The organism is Cohnella baijiui (genome assembly GCF_020731285.1).
Taxonomy (GTDB): domain Bacteria; phylum Bacillota; class Bacilli; order Paenibacillales; family Paenibacillaceae; genus Cohnella.
Window position 1 is genome coordinate 17,450 of the sequence record NZ_JAJFOW010000010.1, and the last position, 24,343, is coordinate 41,792.

Consider the following 24,343-nt stretch of genomic DNA (forward strand, 5'->3'; position numbering starts at 1 on the left):
CCGGGCGGCCGAGCGGCCGGCCGAAAGCATTATATCTATTGTATAGCCCGGCGGCCGGCCGCGCAAGACCGCGCCGTCGCCGGCGAGCGGCGTGAGGGCGTCGCGGTTGATTCGGCGCGAGCCGCGTCGTGTCGAGCCGCCTCGCTCGCATGAGAAAACTGACTGAAGTGTGCCCGAATGCCGGCCGCTCGACTCAGGAGGGCAAATCCAGCGCCTCCGTCATGAGCCGCAGCCAATCGTCGTATGTCTCGGCGAACGTCTCGGGCGGCAGCGGGTTGTGCCCCCAGCCCGCTTCGACCGTAAAGCCGGGACGACGATACGTTTGGATGAACCAGTCCTTGAACCCGGCGTCGCTGCCGGTCAGCTCGACGGGACGATAACCGGACGCATGCCCCAGGCGATCGGCCCAATATCGGGACTCGGGCGGCTCGCATCCCCGGTAGTTCCAGTAGATCTCCTCGCCTTGCGTATGCAGCGCCATCACCGCGTGAAAATCCATCCGCTCCGTAAAGGAAGCGACGGCCTGCGCTTCGGGCTCCGACAGCGGCGCTTCGCCGCCGTAATCGCGCGCACCCGGTTCCTGGATCCGGCGCCGCGCCTTCTCCTCTTCCCAAAACGCGGGAAACTGGTCGTTCAGGTCGACGCCGCGCACGTTGGCCTTCCAGCGGCGGAACGATGGCGATCCGCGATTCCAAGCCAGGAGCTCCCGGTAATGGGGGTGGGCGAGCGTGACGCCTTCCTGTACGAGCTCTACGCCGTCCGGATTTAGCATGGGCACCGCCCAAAGCGTGCATTTGCGGAATAGCGAGGCGGCCTCTTTCCCCCCGATCGTCCCTCTGCGCCGGCATGCCCTCCCGTAATCCTCCAGAAAGCGCATGAGCAGCGCGGTTGTGATCCACTCGTTCGCATGGCACGAGGCGTTGACCTGCCACCGGAAGGCGCCTTCGCCAATCCTCGCGGCGTAGATCGGCTTGCCCATGACGCTGCGGCCGATCGTCGTCACCGTGACGAACGGAAAGGCCGTCTTCAGCCGCTGCAGATCCGCCGCTAGCCGTGCGGGACCGTACTCCGCCTCGACCTGGACGATGTGTTCAGAGCGCGGGTCGGGGAGCTCCAGCACCTGATCTTCCTCGGGCTCCCCTTCTAAAAAGGCGTTCAGTTCGCGCACCCGCGAGGCGCTGCAGCCCAGCTTGGCCGACAGGGACTCCAGCGTATCTTCGCGCTGTACGACATAACGGCGCGGCAGCCGAACCGGAATATGGACAAGCTCTCCCTGCACGAGCGGGTCGTGCTCGCCCCGCTGCGGGTTGACCGCGACGATCGCGGCGTACGATACGCCGTGCTGCAAGGCGATCCGCCGCAGCGTATCCCCGCCCCGCGCCATATAAGATACCGTGTTCACCCTTGTCTCCTCCGTTCTCGCGTTGCGTTGCCTTGCCGGGTCCTACTGATGTATGCCCGGCGACCGGCGGATATGCGAACAACGCGCGACGGCCCGTACCGGAGGTACGGGCTCTGAGCGGAGTCGGGACGGGCTTTGCTGTATGCGGACGTGCCAAAGCCGCCCCGACCTCAGGGAGGACGGGGCGCGGGTCAAGCGCCGATATGGGGGGCTTGCCAGATGACGGGCGTAAGCCGGATCTGCTCTCCGAGCCACGTCTGGGCGATCTCCTGGAACTTCCGAGGATCTCCGCTGCAAAAAAACTGATGGACCGGGATCTCGTCGTTGCCGCCCAACTGCCCGTTCCCCTGCAGGATGGTGCTGATCTCGCGAGCGGTTTCGTCGGCGGAGCTGATGAGCTTGACGCCGGGACCCATCGCCTCCGAAATCGTCTCGGCCAAAAACGGATAGTGCGTACAGCCGAGAATGAGGCTGTCGATCGGGCTTCCCCGGAACGATTGGAGGGAATCGAAGACGACTTCTTTGGTCAGGCTGGACCGAAAATTGCCGTCTTCCACCAGCGGCACGAAACGGGGACAAGCCTTGGTGATGACTTGGATATGCGGCGACAGCCGCCGCAGGGCTTGCACGTACGCGCCGCTGCGGATCGTACCTTCGGTGCCGATGACTCCGACGACATTTGTCTTTGTCTTGCCGAGGGCGGCACGGGCGCCGGGGTTGATCACCCCGACGACGGGGATGTCCACCCGGCCGATAATGTCGTCCAGCGCCACAGCTGTAGCCGTATTGCAGGCGATCACGATCATTTTGGGATCGTACTGAGCGAGATAATCGACGATTTCTCGTGTGAATTGGATGACTTGTTCCGCAGACCGCGAGCCGTATGGCGTACGCGCAGTGTCGCCGAAATACAAGATCTTCTCGCGGGGCAACTGACGCATCACTTCTTTGACGACGGTCAGTCCGCCCACGCCGGAGTCGAGGACTGCGATCGCTTGCTGCACGAGAACACCGCTTTCTTGGATAGGAAATGACAGAACACGATACATTATGAGCTTCCGGCTCAAAAGGTACCTACATATTAGCTCATATTCGGACTAGGTTCAAGGCAAGTTAAAACGCCGCCCGGCGGGAGCGGGCGGCGCTTGGGTCTTTCGTATGGCGATCTTCCGGCATCCCCGCCGTACCGGGAAAGAGGTCCGCAGGGGCGGCTTCGACGCTTTAGCGGGCCGCCGTTTCCGATTCGGCGGCTTCTTCGATCGTCGCAGCTTCGTCGATCGGGCGCTTGTTCAGCTTGGCGCGCACGTCCGACGCCCAATTCGTCGTTTTCCGGGCGATCGACTGGGCGGCAGTTCCGGCGGAACGTCCCAGGTCGGCCGTTTTCTCGCCGACGCGCTGTGCCGTATCCGAAATGTCTTTGCGAAGCTCCTTGCCCGATTTCGGCGCGAACAGCAGCGCCGTCACGGCCCCGGCGACGGCGCCCGTCAGCGCGCCGTACACGAACGATTTGACCACTTTTCTGTCAGCCATGATTGATATCTCCTTTCGTCTTCCCCGTTTGATGGGCCGAGGCGTCGGTGGCGAGTTGCGTCCGACGACTCAGCGGCGGTCTTCGCCCGGAACGCTCGTTTCGGACGCGGACGGCTCCTGAGAAGCGGCATCGGAGGCGGCCGAGACGCCGCGTTGCCGCCACGCCTGCCACAGTCCCCAACCGATCGACTGCCAGTCGGGCCCGCGGGCGCCGCCGTCGGCATGCAGCCCCGCATCGGCCTCCCAGCGTCCGACCATGCGTTCGCGCCAGGCATCGGCGACTTCCGCCGCCGTGACCGCGGCTCTGCGGGCGGCTTCTCCGAGCGCCCGCCCCCCTTCCGCGAGCGCTTCGCCGCCGCTCAAGATGCGGCGGCAGGCGCCGATGGCCTCCCGGCCGTCGTCCGCGAGCTGTCGCCATTCCGCCAGCGTCTCCGCCGCTTCCCGATCAAGCCGCTCCGCGGACCGCAGCATCTGCGCCGCCGTCCGCCGGACGGCACCGGCGGCGATCCAGACCGCGGCAGCCACCGCCAGACAGAGCACTGCCACCGCATATGCGGCGATATCCCAAGCCGTCATCCGTTGCCCCTCCCCTCTCGCAGCATCCGCACCCGGTACAATCGCCCAGGCGGTTAATGACAGTATAGGAGCGATGGGCTTGACTTGACACAGCGGACGAGCGGAAAAAAATCGCAGCTTTTCCGGCCGCGTTTTTCGAGCGATCCCCGCGGTCCGGCCGGCATACAAAAAGCTCTCGAACCGGCGAATAAGCCGGCTCGAGAGCCATTCTGGGTCTTGCTCCGTCGTTGAACGCATCAAGGCGCTGGGCGTTCGGCGCCGCTCGCCGAACGCCGGATCGCGTACGTGCAGCGCTTGCCGCCGTCGGCGATGCATTCGGTGCGCTCCACGTCCGCATCGAGCAACTCTTCGAACAAGCGCTGCTCGCAATGGCAGGCCTGTCGGTAACGTCCTGCCACCTGGGCGATGGGGCAGTTATATTCATGGAGCAGGAACGTATCTTCCGATTCCCGCTCCCAATCGGACATATATCCGCCGGCATGCTGGATTGCGGCCAGCTCCGCGATGCGTTCCTCCAGCTCGCCTCGGGCGAGACGCTCCCGATAACGGGCCGCCAGCTTGTCGCGCCGGCCTTCGAACAGCCGGTCGATCACCTGCGCGTCGCCGTGCTGCTCCTCCAGTTCCTCGAGCAAGTCGAGCGCCAGCTGCGGATAGTTTTTGGGGAATAGGTCGTCGGCCCGCTCGGTCAGCGAATACCAGTAGGACGGGCGTCCCATCGCCTGGCGGACCAAGACCGACCGGACGAGGCCATCCCGCTCCAGCGCCTGGACGTGCCGGCGCACCGCCATCTCGGTGATGGCGAGTTCTTTGGACAATTCGCCGATGCTGCTGTTGCCGCGCGTCTTCAGCAGCTGCAGCAGCTGTTCCCGCGTCGAGCCCTCTTCGTGCGGCAGCATAAGCATTCCTCCCGGCTCGGGCGAAGATCGAACGATCGTTCGCTCGCTTATGCTCTTATTGTAGCCGAAGATCAACGCAACGTAAATTTATTTTTGATACCAAAAAGTATACAAAGTCAGCGCTGCGACTCCCAAGGCTCGAGTTCCCGCTTCAAAAACGCGTTCACGTCTTCCTCGAAAGCCCGGAGGAGCGCCGGCAGCTCGGTTGCAAGCCGGTTCGGCTCGCGCCGCGGCCACTGGTCGTAATCCTGGACGAGCGGCTTGCGGAGGGCCACCAGCTCTCGCAGCGTCTCGGCGCGCGCGGGGGGAACGACGCCCTCTCCCGCGATGACGTCGATAATATCCTCGTAGCTGCTGGCGTCCCGCATCATAAAGCCGTCGATCAGGAAATTGCCGACATCGGTCACAATTTCCAGTGCCAGATGCAGGCACCGTTCCTGGGCGAGCCCTTCGAGCAGGGAGCCCGTCCATCCTTCGGCGATCGCGCCCGACGCTTCGGAGAGCTCGGGGATGCACCGAAGACGCCGCGCGATGCCTTCCCGGTTTACGTAATACATGGGATCACCCTTTGCCGTTCTTGCGTTTGTTTTTTCGTTTGAGCCAAGCGATCATAATAAAAGCGCTGATGATGATCACCAGCAGGTAAGTCAGCATTTCGTACAGATCGCCTGCGCCCGAATCCGTCGTATTCACCGCGTTTTCTCCTTAGCTCTCGTAGTCGACGACGGCTTGCGCTTCGCGCGCCGTGGACATATGTTCGATGACTTTCTTATGGACCGGATGGACTTGATAAGCCTGCATCGCCTCAAACGACGCGAACTTGGTGACGAGGGCGATGTCGTACGAGCGTTCCGAATGGACGACGTCGGTGCCGACCTCGATGGACAGCAGCTCTTCGATTTTCCCTTCCATGTCCCGCAGCACCTGCGCGGTTTCGGCCACGCTCTCCGGGCTGCGGTCTTTGAGCTTGAACAGGACGATATGCGTGAGCATGCAAGATTCCCCTTTTCCCTGGACGTATTTCGGCGAGCCCGCCGTTCGAATCGCATGAGCCCCGCTTCCGCCGCGCATACTACCGTTAATCCGGAACGAGCAGCGGGGAGGGAGAACGTCATCATGCGGTATACTTATACTTGGGCGCTAGCGTTGATCGGCCTTGCGCTCGTTTTGTTTAACGCGACCGGCTACGATCCGCACAATCTGTTTTTGTTCATGTTCAGCGTGCCGATCTGGTTCGTCGAGCTGTTCGGCGACATTCACCAGGTCAGCGTGGCCTGGATGTATGTGCTGACGGTGGCCAGCTGGGCGCTGATCGGCTACATCATCGATCGGATTCTCATCGGATCGCGGGCGCGCCGCAGCGCTTGACGCTTGCAAAAAAAGGAGCCGGGGACGGCTCCTTTTTCTTGCGTTGCAGTCGGCACCCAGCCGGCGAAAGAGCGAGGCGGGCGCAACTGGCAAGGTTAATCGACGATGATCTTGGAAGCCATCGTGGCGTGGCCTTGTCCGCACATGATCGAGCACTTCAGCTCGAAGGTTTTGCCTTTGTCGCTCTCGGGGAAAGTATATTCGACCGTCGGGTTGTTCTCGTTCAAGTCGATGTTGGCGCCTTCGATGTGAGCGCCGTGCTTGCCCGATTTGTTGGAAAATTTGATTTTGTAGTTGGTGCCGGCTTTGACGTGGTATTCGGCCTGATCGAACTTAAAGTCCGTCGAGGTCGCCACGATCTTCAGCAGCTCTTGGCCTGCGGCCAGCTCGGACGATTCGTCCTTCGGGCGTTCGGGAAGGCCAGTCGCGAGCAAGTACACGCCAAAAAGACAAGCGACAACAAGCAAGACCGGCATAATCCATTTATACATCGTTGCTCCCCCTGCTTCCTCAAATGTCTAACTCTTATATTACCTAAAATGGGCAATCGAACTCAAGATTTGACCGGATGAAAACGTCAACTTTTTTTCACATTTGACAAATTGATGAACGGCTCGGCCATTTCCGGCGCAAAAAAAGAACGATCCCCTTGGCGATCGTCTCGCGGTCAAGCTCCGGGCTTCCGGGGCTCCTCCTCGTCCGCCCGGTCGCGCAGCAGCCGGACGACCTGACGCAGTCTCGCCGGAATCGGCAGCCCGATCCGCCCGGCATTTTCCAGCACCGACAACAGCTCGTTCGCCAAATAAAAGTATATGGCCCCGCCCATCGCCCATTCCGATCCGAACATGACATCGATCCGGTGGGCAAGCAGGATGACCAGAAGCATGAGCCCCTTTTTCCACAGCCCCCAGAATCCCGTCTGGCTATGGAGTCCCGAGCCGTCGCGTACGGCGGCCGTCACCCCGGTCAAGTAGTCGAGAGCCATGACGACCAGCAGCACCGTCAATGCCTGCGGCCAATGCCCGTATGCAAATATAAGCGCAGCTCCGACGGCGGCGCTGACCGCGCCCGCAGCCCAATGCACGTCGCATCTCCTCCCCCTACAGCTCGTCTCTCGGCTGCCTTACAGCTTATTCGGAACGCGAAACGAGCGAGGCGGCAAATGCGGCCTGTCCGATGCGGATTCGAGCCGTCTCCGTTTTCAGGCAACGTTCAGCCGCCCTTCAGCCTTACCTAAGCTGCGGTTCATTTTTTCTTCATCCGCCCGTTTTAAGATGGGTATAGCCCCATATCCGGCGAAAACGGGTACGGGCGTAAGGAGATCAATCGTCATGGCCAATCCCAAATGGATCAAATGGGCCGTCGGACTGTCCAGCGTCGCGCTGTTCGCCGGCTTCGTCGGCTATATTTCGGACGAGGGCACGTCAGGCGCGGCTTCCTCGGTTCCGTCCGCCGCGTTCTCCGATTCTTCCCGTCCGGATTCCTCGTCTTCGGGCGAATGGACCTCGAACGGCAACGACAACTTCGGCGGCAATTCCTCGGACATGCTGCCGGGCGGCGGCCGCAGCGGCGGCGGCTTCGGCCGCATGCGGACGCGGGGCTCGTGATGGCGGCCGCGGATCAAAACGTCGCCGCCGAAGGCATGCACGTCTTCCGGGCGATGAACACGACCGTCGCGACGGCGGGACTCGGGCCGCGCGACCGGGCGCGAGCCGAGGCGTGGTTCGCCGACGCGGAGCGCCGTCTGAGCCGGTTTCGTCCGGACAGCGAGCTGGCCGATCTGAACAGGACGGCGGGCACCGGCGCCGCCGTGCTGCCGTCTCCGCTGCTCCGGCAGGCGCTGTGGGAGGCACACCGCTGCCATCTCGAGACGGCTGGCGTCTTCAATCCTTTTCTCGGCGGTACGCTCGCCGCTTACGGGTACGACGAAAGCTTCGAGCGGCTGACCGCCCGGGAAGCGGCCACACCCTTTCGGCCCTCGCCGCAGACCGCGAACGGCCGCGAGCGCCCTGTCTTGCAGGCGCTCGCGGCAGTGACGCTCCCGGACGGCCCGCTCACGCTCCCGCCGGACGCCGCCGTCGATCTCGGCGGCATCGCCAAAGGGTGGTGCGCGGCCGAGCTGGCCGCGCGGCTTCGAGGCGAGGGCGTGACGACAGGCGCGGTCGACGTGGGCGGCGATATCGCGCTGTGGGGCGCGCCTCCGGGCGGCTGGGAGATCGGCGTCGCCGATCCGTACGACGAGGAGGCGGACGTGGCGACGATCTGGCTTCGCGGAAGCGCTGGCGTCGCCACGAGCACCGAAACGAAGCGCGCTTGGCGCGATGCCGACGGGCGCGAGCTGCACCACCTGCTCGATCCCGCGACGATGGCCCCGGCCCGGTCGGATCTTGTCCAGGCGACTGTTATCGCCCCGGACGCGACCGCCGCGGAGGTTTATGCCAAGTGCCTGTTGATTTTGGGCGCCGAGACCGGCATTCCCTGGCTGAAGCGGCTGCGTCCGGAATGCGCGTACATCGCCGTCGGCCGGGATAAGCAGCTCTATGTCGATCCGGCGCTTACGGGAGGAGGGGATCGCCATGTCACATTGGCATGAATGGTTCGGCGTCTGGACGACGACGCGGGCTGCGGGACTGACCGCCTATCTGCTGCTGTTCGTTTCCACGGCGAGCGGCATTCTGACGAGCATGCGCTTCGTCCGCCCCGAACGCCGCGCGGCGCTGCTGACGCTGCATCAATTCACTGGCTGGATCGGATTTCTGTTCGGCTTGCTGCACGGGTGCGTGCTGCTCTTCGACCGCTACGTGGGCTATCAACTGTACGAGCTGGCCATTCCGTTCGCCGCCCACGACCATCGGTTTTGGAACGGAATCGGCACGGTCGCCTGCTATTTATCGTTCGTTCTCGTGCTGAGCTCGGATTTGGTCAAGCGCATCGGCCGACGGGCATGGCGCGCGATCCATTTCCTCGCCTTCCCCGCCTATGCGTTGGCGCTCATGCACGGCTTCGCGCTCGGAACGGATACGCGCATCCCGTGGGTGCAGGGCCTCTATGCGGCGACGGGTCTCGCCATCCTCGTCCTTTGCGGCTTTCGCTTCTCCGCGCGCGCCGTCCCGGACAAGAAGGCCGACGTCAGGCTGCCCTCCTCGCGTTCCTGACGCCGGCACGATCATTCGACAAGACAAAGAGCAGCCCTCTCGGGCTGCTCTTTGTCCGATTCGACGCCGCCCGCACGCCCGATGATCCTCAGGCGTTCAAGTCGGGCCTTGTTCCCGTCACGAGATAGACGGTGCTCTCGCCGATGTTGGTGGCATGGTCTGCGATGCGCTCGATATAGCGCCCGACGAAGCTCAGCAGCATCGCCTGGGAGATCGCCTTCGGATCTTCGGCCATGATCGTGAGCAGCTCGCGGATGATCTGGCTGTACAGCGCATCAACCAGGTCGTCGTCTTTGGACATCTTGTAAGCAAGATCGACGTTTTCCAAAATAAAGGACTGCACGGCGTCCCCGATCATCCCCTGCACGATCTCGCCCATTCGCGGCAGGTCGATCAGCGGTTTGATCAGCGTCTGCCCCTCCAGCCGCAGCACCACTTTGGCGATATCGACGGACAGGTCGCCCATCCGCTCCAGGTCCGAGGCGATCCGAAACGCCGCCAGGATACGGCGCAAATCCTTGGCGACCGGCTGCTGCGTCGCGAGCAGCTTGGCCCCGAGGTCCGTCAGGCGCTCCTCGAGCTGGTTTAGCTCGAGATCGGCTTTTACGATCTTGCGCGCCTTAAAGGCGTTTAGACTTTCCAGCGCGTCCATCGCTTCGCCCAGCGCCCGCTCCACCCGGCCGCCCATCTCTGCCAGCAGCGCTTCCATTTCGCCCAGTCCGCGATCGAACGATTTGCGTACGGTCATGGCTCTCTCCTCCCGCTCTCCTCGGTTCGCAGCGGCCCGATCAACCGAACCGGCCGCTGATATAATCTTCTGTGCGCTGGTCCGTCGGATCGGAGAACAGCTTTTCCGTATCCGAGTACTCCACGACTTCCCCGTTCAGAAAGAAAACGGTCTGATGCGACACGCGCGCGGCTTGGTGCATGTTGTGCGTCACCATGACGATCGTGTATTTGTCCTTAAGCTCCTGCGCGAGCTCTTCGATCTTGAGCGTCGAGATCGGGTCGAGCGCCGACGTCGCCTCGTCCATGAGCAGGATGTCGGGACCGACCGCCAGCGCGCGGGCGATGCACATGCGCTGCTGCTGCCCGCCGGAGAGGCTGAGCGCGGACCGCTTGAGGTGATCCTTCACTTCGTCCCAAAGCGCGGCCGACCGCAGGCTCGTCTCGACGATTTCGTCGAGCTCCTGCTTTTTGCGGATGCCGTGAAGGCGCGGCCCGTAGGCGACGTTATCATAGATCGACTTGGGGAACGGATTCGGCTGTTGAAACACCATGCCGACCTTTTTGCGCAGCGTCTCCACATGCACGTCGCCCGAGTAGATGTCGGCGCCGCCAATCTCGATCTTCCCTTCGATCCGCGTGCCCTGGATCATGTCGTTCATCCGGTTCAGCGTGCGCAGCAGCGTCGATTTGCCGCAGCCGGACGGACCGATGAAGGCGGTGATCGCCCGCTGCGGCACCTCCATCGACACATTTTTAAGCGCGTGGAACGCGCCGTAGAACAAATTGAGCTTATCGATCTCGATGATCGCTTGCATGACAGTTCCTCCCGTATCGTATAGATCGCGCTGGGCGCGTGCCGGCTACAGCTTGGTCTTGCGGTTGTTCAGCCAGAGCGGCACCCGGAAAATGACGTTGATGAGCAGGACGACGAAGATGAGGACGGCCGTCGCCTTTTGCGCGATCTCCCTCGCATCCGGCACGATCGCTTCGGACTGGACATACCAGAGATGGACGGCCAGCGTTTCGCCCGGGGAGAACAGATTGAAATCCCACATCGACCCGGACGTCGTTACCCCGGCGGTCAGGATGATGACGGCGCTCTCGCCGAACGCGCGTCCCGCGACGAGGCAGATGCCGGTGATGATGCCGTTCAGCGCGACCGGGATGAGCACGCGGCGGATTGTCTGGAGATGGGTGGAGCCGAGCGCGAACGAGGCATTCTTCATCTCGACCGGCACGGCGCGGATCGATTCCTCCGTTACCCGCGTGAGTACGGGCAAATTCAGAAACGCGAGGCTGACGGCACCGCCTAATATCGTTAGTCCGACCTGGAACATCTCGACGAACAGCGCGATGCCGAACAGGCCGAAGATGATCGAAGGGACGGACGACAGCCCCTCGACACAGATGCGGACGAGGCCGATCCACTTGTTGTCCGGCGCGAACTCCGCCAGATAGATGCCGGCTGCGAGACCAAGCGGAATGGAGATGACGAGAGAAAGGAACAGCACATAGAACGAGTTGAACAGCGCCGGTCCGATCCCGCCCCCTTCCTCGATCTCGCTGGGCAAGCCGTACAGGAAGTCCCATGTCAGCTTCGGCAGCCCTTTTTGCAGCAGCAGGAACAGCAATCCCAAAATAAAAACGATGACGCAGATGCCGACAAACCAGACAAAGCCGGTAAACAAGCGGTTATAAAATGCCGAGGCGCCGCTGCGCTGTGCGAACGGATGCGCCGGGCTTTGGGAGGGTCCGGTCATGCGTGTCCCCCTCCTTTTCGCTGCAGAAAGCGCATGACGACGATCATGAGCAGGGAGATGACGAGGAGCAGGAAGCCCATCATATACAAGGCGTAGTTCCAGGTGGAATCGAACTCGACGCTCGAAATTTGCATGACGATGTTGCTCGTCAGGACGGCCGTCGGCTTGAACAGGCTGTCCGCGATCTGCGCGGTATTGCCGATAACCATGACGACGGCCATCGTCTCGCCGATGGCGCGCGCCATCCCGAGGATGACGGCATACATGATGCCTCGGCCGGCGGCGGGCAGTACGACGCGAACGATCGTCTGCAGACGGTTCGACCCGAGAGCGTAGGAGGCATCTCGGTATTTCTTGGGGACGGCCGTGATCGCATCGTCGCTGATGCGGCTAATTGTCGGCAGCACCATGATCGTGAGCACGATCGAAGCCGCGAGCAGGCCGTCCGCGAGTTCGTGTCCCGTCAGGTCGCGCAGCAGCGGCACGAGCAGCGTCATCCCTAGAAAGCCGTAGACGACGGACGGGATGCCGACGAGCAGGTCGAGGACCGGCCGCAGCAGGTTGCGCAGCCAGGCCGGCGTCATCTCCGCGAGGAAGATCGCGATAATGACGGAGAACGGCACCGAAAAAAGCAGCGTCAGCCCGGTCAGGGCGAATGTGCCGAAGATGAATAGCAGCGCTCCGTAGCGATCGTTCTCCGGATCCCAGTCGGTGGACAAAAAGAATTCCCGGAACGAGACGTCTTGGAACGTCAGGACGCCGGTGCGGAACATGAAGAACAAAATGCTGAGCAGGATGAGGCAGACGAAAGCGGCTGCGGCGATGCAGGCGATTTTGAACGCGGAATTGAATACCCGGAGCCGCGCCTTGCGATCGAACGACGGACCGGATCCGGTTCGGAGGCTTGAGCCGAGCTCCGCGGCTGCCGAAGCCTGGCCGGATGGATGAAGATCTAGCATGGACAAGGTCTCCTTTTCACGAAGAGAAGCCAGCTCGGCGCCGTGACGCTGAAGCCGGCTGGCTCTTCGATGATTCATGGGGAGGCGCGGCGGCCCGCTTTATTTTTTCACGGCCGACAGCGGGATGAATTTCAGCTTCTTGAGCGAGCCTTGCTGGAACTTCTCGCTTTGGATGTACTCGATGAACGCTTTGGTCGCGCCCGTCGGCTGACCCTTCGTCATGAAGTAGCCGATGCCCCATACCTTGTACGTGCCGTTCAGGACGTTCGCTTCGGTCGGCGCGACGTTGTTGATTTTCAGCGCCTTCATCTTGCTAGTGACGTACGGAAGGTCGATATAGCCGATCGCGTTCGGCGTCGATTCGACGGCTGTCTTCATTTCGCCGCTCGAGCCGGTTTCCTTGTAGTTGTCGCCTTTGCTCATGAACTCTTTGCCGTCGAGCGCCTTCATTTGGAAGTTGACGCGCGTGCCGGAACCGAACTTACGGTTGACGACAACGATATTCGCGTCATCGCCGCCGACGTCCTTCCAGTTCGTGATCTTGCCGGAGAAGATGTCTTGCAGCTGCTTCGTCGTCAGGCTGTCGACCTTGACGTCCTTGTGGACGATGGCGGAGAATACGGTCACGGCGACCGGATTGGCCACTTGGCCGTCGAATTTCTTAAAGCCCGGCACGTCGATGGAAGCGTCCCAGTCGACCGCGCCGATGTCGGCTATGCCTTTGCGGACGGATTGGGGACCCGTGATGGAGCCGGCGGCTGAAGCCGAGATCTTCACTTTGGGATTGAGCTTTTGGAATTCGTTCTTCGCTTGCAGCGTCAGCGGCAGCAGCGCGGAAGAACCGTTGATGACGATATTGCCTTTGAGGCTGCTGGCGGCGCCGGCGGCGGACGCGCCAACCGCGGTCAGGGAGACCGCCAACGCGATCGTCGTAAGACTCTTAAACCATTTTTTCATCGGATAGAGACTCCTCTCAGTATCTGTGCTCGAAATGGGAGGCGGGCCGCCTTCTTCGCGGAAGAAGGCGAACCTCGCGTTGGTGCGGATGTACGATTACTTGGTGATAGCCTTCCACTGCTCGCCGATGCGGGCGAATACTTGACCGCCGTTCTCGACCGCGATCTCGGAGCCGTTCGCGATGAAGCCGGAAACGTTGCCCGACAAATCGTACAGCTTCGTCTTGGCACCGGAAGCCGGATCGACTTCGTAGATCGCCGTTGCGCTGTCGCTAAGCTGCGTCAGGACGTACAGCTTGCCGCCCGACAGGACGATCTCCAGCACGTCGCCTTCAGCGAAGATCGCGGAGGCTTGACCGTCCGGGGTCAGGGCGACGACGCTCGAATTGCCGTCGGCTTCAGGAACGCTCACATAGAATGCTTTGCTGCCGTCGACGGATTGCAGGAACAGCTTGTCGTCGGACGCCGTCGTCAGCTTCACGGCCGCCGGCTTTTCAACGGATACGTCCACGAGGAACACTTGGCCGCCCGTGCCTGCAAAGTCGATCGATACTTTGTCTTCGTCGACATTGGTCGCGTCGCTCGTTACTTTGCCGAGCGCGGTAACGACGTAGACGAATTTCTTGCCGTCCGGGGAGACGTGCAGATCCGACTTGTAGTCGACCTTGTCGTCCAGGATCGTCTTGATGGCGCCGCCGGCCGGATCGAGCTGCGCGATGACCGTACCTTTGTCGCCTTGGAGGAAGTACAGCAGGCTGCTGTCCGCGGACCAAACGAGCTCCGCTTTGATGCTCGCGTCTTCGGTTGCTTTGGCGACTTGCTTCGAAGCCAGATCGACGATGTAAACCGCGCCAGTCGAGTCCGTATAGGCCGCTTTCGCGCCGTTCGGAGCGACGATCAGATCGGAACCGTCCTCGACCTTAAGCAGCTCGCTCGATTTGCCGGTCTTGGCGTCCACCAGGTAATCCGTGCGGGATTCGCCCGACGGGACGGAGACGAGAATCAGACCCGGACGTACGAAGCGCGGATTTTCGGCGCCGGCGAGCAGCTTGATCGTGCTGATCGCGATTTGGCCGCCGGAAGTCGACAGCGTGCCGCCCAGACCTTGCACAAGCGGACGGACCGCGATGAACGCCGTTCCGTTCACGCCTTTGACCGGTTGGCTCAGGCTGACCGCGTTGCCGTCCACCTTGATTTGCTTGTCGCCTGCCTTGAGGTCGACCGTATGGCCGTCCAGGGCGATCGTCGTAACGCCGTTTGCGACGGACAGCTTGGCGTTCAGCGCGGTCGCGATATCCCGTACGGCGACCAGCGTTTCGCCACCCAGCTTCACCGTGCGGATGGACGAGGCTTGATAATTGATGGAGAAGGTCGATTGCTGCACCTGAACCGCCGTGGCCTTCGTTGTCGTTGCGGCGGATGCCGCGCTTACGAGCGATGTGCTGACGGCTGCCGCCAAAATCGTTGCTCCGATTGCTTTTTTCATGGACATTGGCACCTAGTCACCCTTCTTTTATCATTCTTTGGTCCCGATTCGGCATTGCGCAGATAGACCCGGTTTTTGCCGAACCGGCTTGCTCATTCAACCATTCGGTTCGAGCGGATGCGTCCGTTCGTCCGTCGCCGTTCCGCCTGCCCAATCCGTTCCGCGAGTCGCGATCCCTCCGAATCTCTCGTTGGTAGATTGTAAAATCGGCTCTTTACAAAGGTAATTATAAGAAGAGATTGTAAACCGGGATGATTGGCTATATTTTCTAGATGTAAATTTTTCCGTCCGTTTGCAATTGAAATCGAGACCGGGGTCGGTTGATCCCGCTTATTCGAGGTACAATGCGCCCGGGCCTATGGTTGCGGGTATAGGGAGTGTCTAGCAATTTTGGGACGAGAACCGAGGAAGGTCCCGGGAGTGGGGGATTTGTAAAAGCCGTTTTTCGCGAGGGTAACCTTTCCATCGGAAACTTTTGACAGCCCATTGCGTTCTTAGGAAAGAGAGAAAAGAAGATGAAGCGAGGTGACACGGATGACGGAAACGGAACTTGCGGCGCGGAAGTTTCCGTCCGTTCGCCTCCAGATCGTTTGCGGGCTGCTGCTAACCGTTATGCTGGGGTGGATGTGGTGGGGGCCCGCGAAGGGGACGCCGCCTCCAATTCGGGATTTGCAAACGCCATTGTCGCTCGCGCAAGTCGAACCGGGCCCGGGATTGCTGCTGGTCGATCACCGCGGCGACGGCATGTGGGGCGTGCAAAGCTCGTATAGCTCCGATCTGGTCGGGGCTTTGGCGGTCGACCCGCTTTCCTATCCGGACCGGGCGCCGCGGCGCGGTGACGTCGTCTATTTCCGCCTGCCGGAGGCGGCACGGCCGAACGACGATTCGCCCGATCCGCCCGCATACGAGTTTGCCCGCGTCGTCGCATTGCCGGGAGAGACCTTACGCGTCCGGGACGGATAAATCGAGATCGACGGGCGCAGGCTGGATGCGTTTTACGGCCGGGTTCGAATAGGGGGGCAGACGGAACGGGAGTTTCTTCAAAACATGAATTTACCCGGATCCGGAGAGTGCGGCAAAGCTTGCATGGAAACCCATCGCTCTTACTTTCACCTGAATCTGGCGCCGACGAAGGTGCCGAACGGTTCTTACTTCGTCCTCGGGGATACGACGATGAGAAGCATCGACAGCCTCACGTTGGGCCCTTTGGCCGCCGACCGTATCATCGGCCGGGTCGTCGGCTCGACCGGGCGGCCGGATCGCGCCGATCAAAGCCGCAACGACCAGCTTGGATTGCACTTCAACCCATGAAAATCGTCAGATTGCTGCTTCCCCATTTTTCGAGTTGCCGCCCCATTCCTGTTCTAAACGCGCGATAAGCCCCTCTTTTTTCTCGCTCTCGTCACACGCATATGCGCGGCTTTGGGGGTCACCTTCTTACCGATTCTCGTACTAGTTTCGATTCTTGGTATGCATATCTTTGAATGCGCCACACGGGGCTCGCACGGCGTCTTTCGCACGATATCCCTTTCGCTCAGGACACGGGTCTCCCATGGCGGCTTTCGCACGATATCCCTTTCGCTCAGGTCGCGGGGCTCGCACGGCGGCTTTCGCACGATATCCCTTTCGCTCAGGACTCGGGGCTCGCATGGCGGCTTTCGCACGATATCCCTTTCGCTCAGGACAGCATCGTTATTTTGTTTCTCTTGTTCGAAGACGGGATTCGAAGTGTTTCCAAATGGAAAGGTCCCCTATGTGAAGAGGACTTCGTCCAAAAGGAAAGGAGACGCTTCGTCCCCTGAGCGAGAGGGATATCGTCTAAAAGGAAGTGAAACACTTCGTCTCCTGAGCGAAAGGGATATCGTCTAAAAGGAAGAATAACGCTTCGTCCCCTGAGCGATGGGGATATCGTCCAAAAGGAAGTGAAACACTCGTCTTTCCTGAGCGACGGGGATATCGTGCAAATGTTCACTAGGAGGAGCCATAATTGAAGAGCCACCGGCCGCGAAGTCTCGAAGGAGACGTTCGCTGCGAGGCGGCCCTATCGTTACATCCCTACAGCAATTATTGCGCGAAGCCGACCGTCCGCAGCCAGGAAGCGCACGTGTCGGGCCAGCCGTTCACGTGCTCGTCCGCCTCCGCCAAGCCGAGCCCGTGCCGGCCGTGCGCATAGACATGCAAGTCGAACGGCACCCGATGCTTGCTGAGCGCGGCGGCGAAGAGGAGGCTGTTCTCAACCGGCACGCCCCCGTCGTCGGACGTATGCCAGAGGAACGTCGGCGGCGTATCCGCCGTTACTTGCGTTTCGTTGCTGAGCAGTTCGACGAGTGCGGCGTCCGGCTCGTCTCCGAGCAGGTTGCTGCGAGAGCCTGCATGCGTATGCGGATCCTGCAGCGTCACCACCGGATAGCAGGCGATCAGCAGGTCCGGACGGCAGGAGACACGCTCGATCGGGTCTTCCGCATCCGCGCGGCCCGCGTCGTAGTGCGTGGCCGCCGTCGTGACTAGGTGTCCCCCGGCGGAGAAGCCAAGGATGCCGATCCGCTTCGGATCGATGCCCCACTCGCCGGCCCGGCCGCGCACAGTCCGGATCGCCCGTTGGATATCGAGCAGCGGACTCGGGTGCCGGTACGGCGCCACCCGATAGCGCAGCACGAATGCCGAGATGCCGAGGCCGTTCAGCCAGCGGGCGATCGGAGCTCCCTCATGCTCGGCCCGCATGCCGTAGCCGCCGCCCGGTGCGACGATGACGGCCGCGCGTCCCTCTCCGTCCAGCAAATACGGTGTTAGCGCCGGACGATCTTCGTCGGTCCCGCCTGCCGCATGCGGCGCCCCCGCTTCCCACAACAGCCATTCTTTGTTCATCGAAATCCCTTTCCTTTCTATCGCTTAGTTGTTTTCCCGCAATGAGGCCAAGCCGAATACGTCCCGGTATTCCGCGGGCGTCATACCCTCGGCGCGGCGGAACGACCGGATAAAGTAGCTGACCTGCGCGAAGCCGCATGCTTCCGCGATCGCCTTGACCGGCTGCCTGGTGGATGCCAGCAGGCTTTTTGCCCGCACGATGCGGCAGGCCAGCAAATAGCGGTTCGGCGTCTGCCCGATCACCTCGCGGAACAGTCGATGAAAGTGATAGGCGCTGTAGCCCGCGGCGGCAGCCATCCTGTCCAGCGTCCACGGCTCCTCGCAACGGACGCGGACCGCGTCCGCCGCCGCGCGGATCGCCGTCCGCTGCTCGCGGGGCAGGGCGTCCCCGGTGCCGCCGGGCCGCGACCGAGGCAGCACCTCGGCGAGCAGCGCGTAGAGCAGCGCGGACATTTCCGCCTCGCTCCGCGTCTCGAATGCCTCCCCCAGCGCATACATGCGATCCGTGACGGCCGCGATTCGCTCCAGGTCGTCGTAGGTCAACAGCCGGACCTCGCCGGCGTCGGCCTCCTCCATCAGGGCGAGCGGCAGCGGCATGTCGAAGTGCGCCCACCGGATATCCCAGGGCTCCTCAGCGGAGGAGCCGTACTCCTGGCGGACGTGCTTCGGGTACAAGAAGCCTTCTCCTGCCCGCAGCTCGATCCGCTCGCCGCCGTGGACGAGATATCCTTTGCCCGCGCATACGAGGTGCAGATTGTAGTACGGGAATACTCCCGCCTCCCGCACGGCGGAATGCCTGGGGTCGCCGGCATACCGGCCCACCGACTCGGGGTAGCAGGCATACCGGGCATACGTCGGGACCGGCAGCTGATAATGCGCTTTCAACAACGGTCACGCCTCCCGACTTCCAGGTTCAAACGAGGCTTTCCGCCTCGCCGATGCCGTGCACTTGCCGTGCGCCTGCCGCTTGGGCAGACGAAAGGGGACGATTTCATCCACTTCTAAACATAACTTCGCATCCCGCGCCTTGCAAGTCCCAATGCTCCGCAAAAAATCGTTGCCAACCCGGAAACCAAGTGATAAGATTGAAAAAATTTACCTAACGAAGCCTGGATCGAATAAGGAGGACGAACCCCAGTGGCCAAGTATTACACCGAGCCCTCGCGCACGTTCAGCGAATTTCTGCTCATCCCGAATTTGACGGAGCGCGGGCACACGCCCGACAAAGTGACACTGGCGACGCCGATCGCCAAGTACAAGCGCGGAGAGAAACCCCGGCTCTCCCTCAACATCCCTTTCTCCTCCGCGGTTATGCAGGCCGTCTCCGACCACAACATGGCCGTCGCGCTCGCGCGCAGCGGCGGCGTCTCCTTCATCTTCGGCTCCCAGTCCGCCGCCGAGCAAGCCGATATGGTCCGCAAAGTCAAATCGTTCAAGGCCGGCTTCGTCGTCAGCCGCTCGAACCTGACACCCGAACACACGCTCGCAGACGTTCAGGCGCTCAAACGCCAAACCGGCCACTCCACCGTCGCGATCACGGACGACGGCACGCCGAACGGCAAGCTGCTCGGCATCGTCACGAGCCGCGACTATCGCGAAAGCCGCGACGCGCGGGACAAGCCGATCCGCATCTTCATGACGCCGTACGAGTCGCTCGTCTGCGGCCGTTCGGGCATCACGCTGCCCGAAGCAAACGACCTGATTTGGGAGCATAAGCTGAACTGTCTGCCCATCGTTGACGACAACCAACGTCTCGAGCATCTGGTGTTCCGCAAAGACTACGACGGCCACAAGGAATATCCGCTGCAACTGCTGGACGCCAACAAAAGCTACATCGCGGGTGCCGGCATCAACTCCCGGGACTACGCCGAAAGAGTGCCCGCCCTCGTCGAGGCCGGCGCCGACATCCTCGTGATCGACGCCTCCGACGGCTACAGCGAATGGCAGAGGGACACGATCGCCTACGTCAAGGCGAACTTCGACATTCCGATCGGCGCGGGCAACGTCGTCGACCGGGAAGGTTTCCTTTATCTCGTGGAGGCGGGCGCGGACTTCGTGAAGGTCGGCATCGGCGGCGGCTCCATCTGCATCACCCGCGAGCAAAAGGGCATCGGCCGCGGCCAGGCGTCAGCGCTCATCGAGGTAGCCGAAGCTCGGGACGCCTACTACGAGGAGACCGGCATCTACGTCCCGATCTGCTCGGACGGCGGGATCGTGCACGACTATCACATCACCCTCGCGCTCGCCATGGGCGCCGACTTCGTCATGATGGGCCGCTACTTCGCTCGCTTCGACGAGAGTCCGACGCGCAAGCTGAAGGTCGGCAACAATTTCGTCAAAGAATTTTGGGGCGAAGGGTCCAACCGGGCGCGCAATTGGCAGCGGTACGACAGCGGCGGCAAGGAAAACCTTCTGTTCGAGGAGGGCGTCGACTCCTACGTGCCGTACGCAGGCAGTCTGCAGGAAAACCTGGACAAGACGCTCGGCAAAATCAAATCCACGATGTGCAACTGCGGCGCTACGAGCATTGAAGAGCTGCAGCGCAAGGCGCGCATCACGCTCGTCTCGGCCACGAGTCTCGTCGAAGGCGGCGCGCACGACGTCATGATCAAGGATACCGGCCTGTCCGGCGAATAGCGCCGATCCCGAATCTGGAGGAGAGGATATGAGAAAACGTTGGTCCGCTTTGGCGGTCGTCGGCTGTCTGGCCCTGCTTCTCGTTTCTTGTCTCGCCCGCGATCCGAAAGCGGTGCATCTGCCCGAAGGGATTCCGTCCTTCGTGCAGGCACAGGATTTCGAATCGATCGACTGGGACCGAAAAGCGACACCGTTCGGCGACGGCAACCTGGTCGGCAACGAAAACCGCTCGGGCGTTATCGGCGCGGACATGCCCAGCCTGAACGGACAAAAGTGGATGTGGCATCTCTGGGATGCGGAGCCGGGCGACAAGTTGACCGTCGCCGGGTTCGAGAAAGCGTCGAAAACTATCCATCCGCTCTTGATCGCCGCCGATGCTTGGACCCTTACCCTCGGCGGCGCCAATAACGGCGCCGATGCCCATGTCCCTTCTACGGTCCAAATTCCCCATGCGGGGACTTGGGCGATTCAACTCTACGTTAACGACAAGCCGTTCGACACGCTGATTTACGAGATCGAAAGCTAATATAGCGTCAACTGCCTTTTCAAAACCAACGCAGGCAAGCCCGTCCTAGAGACGGGCTTGCCTGCGTTAGAAAGCTTGTCGGGATGAGAATGCCAATTAAACGTAGCCGATGGTCTTGACCTGATTCAGGCAAACCGGCTTGACGGAGATCCCATCCGCCAACGCGCCATTCAGGACGATCTCCCGCGACTCGCCCGCGCGAAGGTCGAAGTAATTGTCCGTCAACGCGCCCGGCACGTCCGCAAGCCCCGCATCCTTGGCGAAGACGTCCGCCGTCAGGGTGAACTTCGTGTCCCCGTTCGCGAGACGCTCCTCCTTTACGGTGACGGCCGCCGGCTTCGACCGCAGCTGATGCGGCTTGCCAAGCAAATACGTGTTGCTCGCCAGCCGTTTGCCGTCACGCTCCAAATGCACGTACACAATCGTCGTCGCCGGGTCCAGCCCCTCCGCGGAGAAGGTGCCGACCGGCGTCGAGCGATGACCTTTCCCCCGCACCTCGCGCTCGTCGATCCGAACGACGCGGTCCGTCTCCAGATCGTAAAACTCGACGACCAGCTTGCCCACGAAATCGCCGTGATCGTGAATGAGATACAACTCCGCTTCGGCGGCGCCCGGCGTGATCTTGGCATAAGCGTTCGGCGTTTGGAAGCTTCGCTTCATATAATAATACGACGGCTTGTACACTTTGCCGTAGTCGACAAGCGCCCAACTGATAGACGGCCACAGATCGCTCCACTGCCAGAGGCGATACGTCCACTCGTCGTGCTCGACCCATTCGATTTTCGGCTCGAACAGCGTATCGTACTCGTTCGGCAGGACGCCTTGATCCATGAGGTCCTTCTGGACAAACCCCGGCACGTTCGCTTGGTATCGATCGCCCGTGCGGCCGTTCGCCAGCTCCCATACGCCGTTCAACAGCAAGCTTTGCATCTTTTTCGCACCTACTCTATCCCTTGTCGGAATTTGTTTTCTTGTTGCGTCAAGCACCATTGTAACCGATTCGGGAGTCATTGTGTTAGCTATAATATCAAATTTGTTTGTATGATTTGTTTCTTTAACAGTTTACTTTTACTCACGCATAGCTAAGATTCCGAAAAACGGCACGTTTCCCTTCTAACCTTCCCGTCTTGGCGACGAGCATCGCGATTCAACGAAAAAAAGACTTCGCGCCGCCGGGCCGAAGCCCGAGAGGCAAGCGAAGTCTTCCTGCGCGATCCGGAAACATCCTCAATGCGGGTAAAGCGCCCCGAATTCGGTACCGCAGGGACCGCCGTCCGGGTTGTCGGCCAGATCGACCTCGGAGCCGTCGGCACGGTACAGCGGCTTGTAGTAGTGGGAGATATGGGTGGCGGATTCATTGGCGTAGTGGCAAATGAACGCGCGCCGAAAGCGGTCCTTCGTTTTGTTGCGATAGGAGCCGTGGATGAGGTTGCCGTTAAAGAAAAGCACGTCTCCCCGCTGCATGACGGCCGGCACGACCTGGCGGTCCTTTGGCGGCTTGACGAGATGGGTTGTAAACGACTCGCTCTCGTCCGCGTTCTCCGGGCAGACGATCTCGTAATCGCTCGTCTTGGGCACGACTAGCAATCCGCCGTTCTCTTCGTCGGCCGGATCGACGGCCGTCCAGGCGGCGATGCAGTTGCCCGGCTCCACCTTCAGGTAAAAGTTGTCCTGATGCAGCGCCTGTCCGCGGGAGCCCGGCGGCTTGTAGTAAAACATGCTCTGCGCGGCAAGCGGCTCTTCGCCGTACAGCACCCGCAGCACGTCCATCACCGGACGATGCAGCATATACCGCTTGGCCGTCTCGTCGAACCGATGCGGATGCATGACCCGCGGATACCGCTTGAGCGGATCGGACGCCGCCGCCGCGAGATCCGGCTCGAAGTGGCCGGGCACGACCCGGTCCGCGATCTCGTCGAACGTTTGGTCGATTTCCGCGAGCTGCTCCTCGGTGAACAGGCCTCTTACGATCAAGTAGCCTTCGGTCTCGAAAAACTTCTTTTCCGCTTCTGTGATTAATCCATTGAAGACGGTCATGTACGGTTCCCCTTTCGGTAATCGGATTCCGTTGCGCTTGCCTTTATGTTAAGGGAATCGCCCTTGCGACAGAAGTCAGCGAACTGCTATTTTACTCCCGGAATCCTGCTATACGTAGCTCCCCGCGTTCAGCGGTTTGTCATCGAATCTTTATCTGTCTATCACATCCCGCTAAGCTTCCTTTAAGGTTGGGCCGGCATAATGAATTCACTCCCCTTTCATGTTTGATATAGATGCAAGACCGCCCGCCTTCGCGCGGGCCCCTTTTTTGTCAGGCAAAAAAAACGCGAACCGCAGCCGAAGCTGAAGTTCGCGTTTCCGTTTTTGGCGCGTACTGCGCCGGTCAGGCATCGAGTTCAAAATCGCGCAGACCCAGCGGCAGCGGAGCCGGACGCTCGCACGTGCTCTCCATGACGTAGTGCTTCCCTTGCTCGGACGCGTCGTGGAACCCGTGCATCGCTTCTAGCACGTGATAAGCGAGCTCGCCGTTCGCCCGGTGGCGGCGTCCGGTCTGGATCGCCTTCGCCATATCGGCCGCGCCGACGCCGCGGGCGTTTTCCGCGTAACCGTGTGTGAGCGGAATCTCGGTCCAGGCTTTGGCGCCGTGGCGCCAGATGCTGATCGGGCCGCCGAAGCCGTTCGGATCCGGCACCTGCAGCGTGCCGAGGCTGCCGTACACTTCGATGCGGGGGAGGACCGAGCCGCCCTTCACGTCGAAGCTGGTCAGAATCGTGCCGATCGGGCCGGCGGCGAAGTCGAGGATGCCCGCGACGTGCGTCGGCACTTCGACCAGCACCTGTTGACCGTACTTCGGCTGGCTCGTAATCGTGCGCTCCGAATAGGAGATGCGCGCCGACCCGGTGACGCGGGTGATCGGCCCCAGCATGGCGACGAGGGCGGTCAGGTAGTACGGTCCCATGTCGAACATCGGGCCGCCGCCCTTCTGATAGTAAAATTCCGGCGCCGGGTGCCAGCTCTCGTGACCGCCGCAAACCATGAACGCCGTCGCACCGATCGGCGTCCCGATCCAGCCGTCCTCGATCAGCTTTACGCAAGTCTGGATGCCGCCGCCGAGGAACGTATCCGGCGCGCTGCCGACGAGCAGCCCTCTCTCCTTAGCCAGCGCGAGCACGCGCTTGGCGTCTTCCCGCGTCACCGCGAACGGCTTTTCCACGTAGACGTGCTTGCCCGCTTCGAGCGCTTGCAAGCAGACGGCGGCATGCGCCTGCGGAATCGTCAAGTTGATGATCAACTGAATGTCCGGGTCCGCGAGCAGCTCTTCGACCGAACAGCCCCGGATGCCGTTCTCGGCACCCTTCGCCTTGGCCCGTTCGACGTCGAGATCGGCGCAGGCGACGACCTCCATCGAATCGAAGCGACTCCCGTTCTGAAGGTAAATGCCGCTAATGTTGCCCGTCCCGATAATGCCGACTTTGATCTTGTCCATGGATGAATCCTCTC

Annotated in this window: 29 protein-coding genes; 8 read left to right on the plus strand and 21 right to left on the minus strand. The window is 61.4% G+C overall.

Annotation, left to right across the window (positions count from 1 at the left end; genetic code table 11):
• Positions 1-193: 193 nt before the first annotated feature.
• The 8 genes from LKX83_RS12585 to LKX83_RS12615 form a co-directional block, all read right to left on the minus strand.
• On the minus strand, positions 194-1,402 hold the full coding sequence (locus tag LKX83_RS12585) for a M14 family zinc carboxypeptidase (protein WP_227882619.1): 1,209 nt from the start codon (positions 1,400-1,402) through the stop codon (positions 194-196).
• Positions 1,403-1,593: 191 nt separating this feature from the next.
• Entirely contained in the window at positions 1,594-2,406 is an 813-nt protein-coding gene (gene racE, locus LKX83_RS12590) for a glutamate racemase (RefSeq protein WP_227882620.1), read from the minus strand.
• 217 nt (positions 2,407-2,623) lie between these two features.
• Positions 2,624-2,932, minus strand: coding sequence for a YtxH domain-containing protein (locus LKX83_RS12595; protein WP_227882621.1), 309 nt, complete (start codon positions 2,930-2,932; stop codon positions 2,624-2,626).
• A 69-nt stretch (positions 2,933-3,001) separates the two neighbouring features.
• Complete coding sequence (locus tag LKX83_RS12600; protein WP_227882622.1) at positions 3,002-3,508, minus strand: hypothetical protein; 507 nt, start codon at positions 3,506-3,508, stop codon at positions 3,002-3,004.
• Between the two features lie 236 nt (positions 3,509-3,744).
• Positions 3,745-4,404 (minus strand): helix-turn-helix transcriptional regulator, encoded by a 660-nt coding sequence (locus tag LKX83_RS12605; RefSeq protein WP_227882623.1) that lies wholly within the window; start codon positions 4,402-4,404, stop codon positions 3,745-3,747.
• A 116-nt stretch (positions 4,405-4,520) separates the two neighbouring features.
• The gene (locus tag LKX83_RS12610) at positions 4,521-4,961 is read right to left on the minus strand and encodes a DUF86 domain-containing protein (RefSeq protein ID WP_227882624.1); all 441 of its coding nucleotides are present in this window, start codon (positions 4,959-4,961) and stop codon (positions 4,521-4,523) included.
• Positions 4,962-4,965: 4 nt separating this feature from the next.
• The gene (locus tag LKX83_RS33910; protein ID WP_255654518.1) at positions 4,966-5,097 is read right to left on the minus strand and encodes a hypothetical protein; all 132 of its coding nucleotides are present in this window, start codon (positions 5,095-5,097) and stop codon (positions 4,966-4,968) included.
• A gap of 12 nt (positions 5,098-5,109) precedes the next feature.
• A complete protein-coding gene (locus LKX83_RS12615; RefSeq protein ID WP_227882625.1) occupies positions 5,110-5,397 on the minus strand; it encodes a Dabb family protein in 288 nt (95 codons plus the stop codon).
• 123 nt (positions 5,398-5,520) lie between these two features.
• Here LKX83_RS12615 and LKX83_RS12620 point away from each other — a divergent pair, with 123 nt between their 5' ends.
• On the plus strand, positions 5,521-5,772 hold the full coding sequence (locus LKX83_RS12620; protein WP_227882626.1) for a hypothetical protein: 252 nt from the start codon (positions 5,521-5,523) through the stop codon (positions 5,770-5,772).
• 95 nt (positions 5,773-5,867) lie between these two features.
• Here the strand turns inward: LKX83_RS12620 and LKX83_RS12625 are convergent, their stop codons facing one another.
• A complete protein-coding gene (locus tag LKX83_RS12625) occupies positions 5,868-6,263 on the minus strand; it encodes a cupredoxin domain-containing protein (RefSeq protein WP_227882627.1) in 396 nt (131 codons plus the stop codon).
• 176 nt (positions 6,264-6,439) lie between these two features.
• Positions 6,440-6,856 carry a phage holin family protein gene (locus LKX83_RS12630; protein WP_227882628.1) on the minus strand — a complete coding sequence of 139 codons (417 nt, stop codon included), beginning with the start codon at positions 6,854-6,856 and terminating at the stop codon, positions 6,440-6,442.
• Between the two features lie 247 nt (positions 6,857-7,103).
• On the opposite strand from LKX83_RS12630, the gene LKX83_RS12635 reads away from it, so the two are divergent.
• Genes LKX83_RS12635 through LKX83_RS12645 form a run of 3 tightly spaced genes read left to right on the plus strand, consistent with a single transcriptional unit; the run spans position 7,104 to position 8,927 of the window.
• Positions 7,104-7,379 (plus strand): hypothetical protein, encoded by a 276-nt coding sequence (locus tag LKX83_RS12635; RefSeq protein WP_227882629.1) that lies wholly within the window; start codon positions 7,104-7,106, stop codon positions 7,377-7,379.
• Complete coding sequence (locus LKX83_RS12640) at positions 7,379-8,365, plus strand: FAD:protein FMN transferase (RefSeq protein WP_227882630.1); 987 nt, start codon at positions 7,379-7,381, stop codon at positions 8,363-8,365. The genes LKX83_RS12635 and LKX83_RS12640 overlap by 1 nt, the downstream gene beginning before the upstream one ends.
• Positions 8,349-8,927 carry a ferric reductase-like transmembrane domain-containing protein gene (locus LKX83_RS12645; RefSeq protein ID WP_227882631.1) on the plus strand — a complete coding sequence of 193 codons (579 nt, stop codon included), beginning with the start codon at positions 8,349-8,351 and terminating at the stop codon, positions 8,925-8,927. The genes LKX83_RS12640 and LKX83_RS12645 overlap by 17 nt, the downstream gene beginning before the upstream one ends.
• An 88-nt stretch (positions 8,928-9,015) precedes the next feature.
• Here the strand turns inward: LKX83_RS12645 and phoU are convergent, their stop codons facing one another.
• From phoU to LKX83_RS12675, 6 genes are all read right to left on the minus strand, one after another.
• A complete protein-coding gene (phoU, locus tag LKX83_RS12650; protein WP_227882632.1) occupies positions 9,016-9,675 on the minus strand; it encodes a phosphate signaling complex protein PhoU in 660 nt (219 codons plus the stop codon).
• A gap of 40 nt (positions 9,676-9,715) precedes the next feature.
• Positions 9,716-10,471, minus strand: a complete 756-nt coding sequence (pstB, locus tag LKX83_RS12655; protein ID WP_227882633.1) for a phosphate ABC transporter ATP-binding protein PstB — start codon at positions 10,469-10,471, stop codon at positions 9,716-9,718.
• Between the two features lie 45 nt (positions 10,472-10,516).
• A complete protein-coding gene (gene pstA / locus LKX83_RS12660) occupies positions 10,517-11,416 on the minus strand; it encodes a phosphate ABC transporter permease PstA (RefSeq protein WP_227882634.1) in 900 nt (299 codons plus the stop codon).
• Positions 11,413-12,375: a phosphate ABC transporter permease subunit PstC gene (pstC, locus tag LKX83_RS12665; protein ID WP_227882635.1), complete on the minus strand. Its 963-nt coding sequence runs from the start codon at positions 12,373-12,375 to the stop codon at positions 11,413-11,415. Before pstC ends, pstA begins: the two co-directional genes overlap by 4 nt.
• Positions 12,376-12,474: 99 nt before the next feature.
• Positions 12,475-13,332: a phosphate ABC transporter substrate-binding protein gene (locus tag LKX83_RS12670; protein ID WP_227882636.1), complete on the minus strand. Its 858-nt coding sequence runs from the start codon at positions 13,330-13,332 to the stop codon at positions 12,475-12,477.
• Positions 13,333-13,428: 96 nt separating this feature from the next.
• Positions 13,429-14,817 carry a stalk domain-containing protein gene (locus tag LKX83_RS12675; RefSeq protein WP_227882637.1) on the minus strand — a complete coding sequence of 463 codons (1,389 nt, stop codon included), beginning with the start codon at positions 14,815-14,817 and terminating at the stop codon, positions 13,429-13,431.
• Positions 14,818-15,351: 534 nt separating this feature from the next.
• Between LKX83_RS12675 and LKX83_RS34340 the strand changes: the two genes are divergently transcribed.
• The gene (locus tag LKX83_RS34340) at positions 15,352-15,780 is read left to right on the plus strand and encodes a hypothetical protein (protein WP_370639074.1); all 429 of its coding nucleotides are present in this window, start codon (positions 15,352-15,354) and stop codon (positions 15,778-15,780) included.
• Positions 15,781-15,864: 84 nt separating this feature from the next.
• Positions 15,865-16,128: a S26 family signal peptidase gene (locus LKX83_RS34345; protein ID WP_370639075.1), complete on the plus strand. Its 264-nt coding sequence runs from the start codon at positions 15,865-15,867 to the stop codon at positions 16,126-16,128.
• A 753-nt stretch (positions 16,129-16,881) separates the two neighbouring features.
• Here the strand turns inward: LKX83_RS34345 and LKX83_RS12685 are convergent.
• Together LKX83_RS12685 and LKX83_RS12690 are read right to left on the minus strand one after the other, a co-directional pair.
• Entirely contained in the window at positions 16,882-17,682 is an 801-nt protein-coding gene (locus LKX83_RS12685) for an alpha/beta hydrolase (RefSeq protein WP_227882638.1), read from the minus strand.
• A gap of 24 nt (positions 17,683-17,706) precedes the next feature.
• The gene (locus LKX83_RS12690; RefSeq protein WP_227882639.1) at positions 17,707-18,570 is read right to left on the minus strand and encodes an AraC family transcriptional regulator; all 864 of its coding nucleotides are present in this window, start codon (positions 18,568-18,570) and stop codon (positions 17,707-17,709) included.
• 249 nt (positions 18,571-18,819) lie between these two features.
• On the opposite strand from LKX83_RS12690, the gene LKX83_RS12695 reads away from it, so the two are divergent.
• Both LKX83_RS12695 and LKX83_RS12700 read left to right on the plus strand, forming a co-directional pair.
• Positions 18,820-20,319 carry an IMP dehydrogenase gene (locus LKX83_RS12695; protein ID WP_227882640.1) on the plus strand — a complete coding sequence of 500 codons (1,500 nt, stop codon included), beginning with the start codon at positions 18,820-18,822 and terminating at the stop codon, positions 20,317-20,319.
• A gap of 28 nt (positions 20,320-20,347) precedes the next feature.
• On the plus strand, positions 20,348-20,845 hold the full coding sequence (locus LKX83_RS12700; RefSeq protein ID WP_227882641.1) for a DUF4871 domain-containing protein: 498 nt from the start codon (positions 20,348-20,350) through the stop codon (positions 20,843-20,845).
• A 96-nt stretch (positions 20,846-20,941) separates the two neighbouring features.
• Here LKX83_RS12700 and LKX83_RS12705 read toward each other — a convergent pair whose 3' ends face one another.
• The 3 genes from LKX83_RS12705 to LKX83_RS12715 form a co-directional block, all read right to left on the minus strand.
• Positions 20,942-21,775 (minus strand): glycoside hydrolase family 2 protein, encoded by an 834-nt coding sequence (locus LKX83_RS12705; protein WP_227882642.1) that lies wholly within the window; start codon positions 21,773-21,775, stop codon positions 20,942-20,944.
• 297 nt (positions 21,776-22,072) lie between these two features.
• The gene (locus tag LKX83_RS12710) at positions 22,073-22,882 is read right to left on the minus strand and encodes a phytanoyl-CoA dioxygenase family protein (RefSeq protein ID WP_227882643.1); all 810 of its coding nucleotides are present in this window, start codon (positions 22,880-22,882) and stop codon (positions 22,073-22,075) included.
• A 343-nt stretch (positions 22,883-23,225) separates the two neighbouring features.
• Entirely contained in the window at positions 23,226-24,329 is a 1,104-nt protein-coding gene (locus tag LKX83_RS12715) for a Gfo/Idh/MocA family protein (RefSeq protein WP_227882644.1), read from the minus strand.
• Positions 24,330-24,343 lie beyond the last annotated feature (14 nt).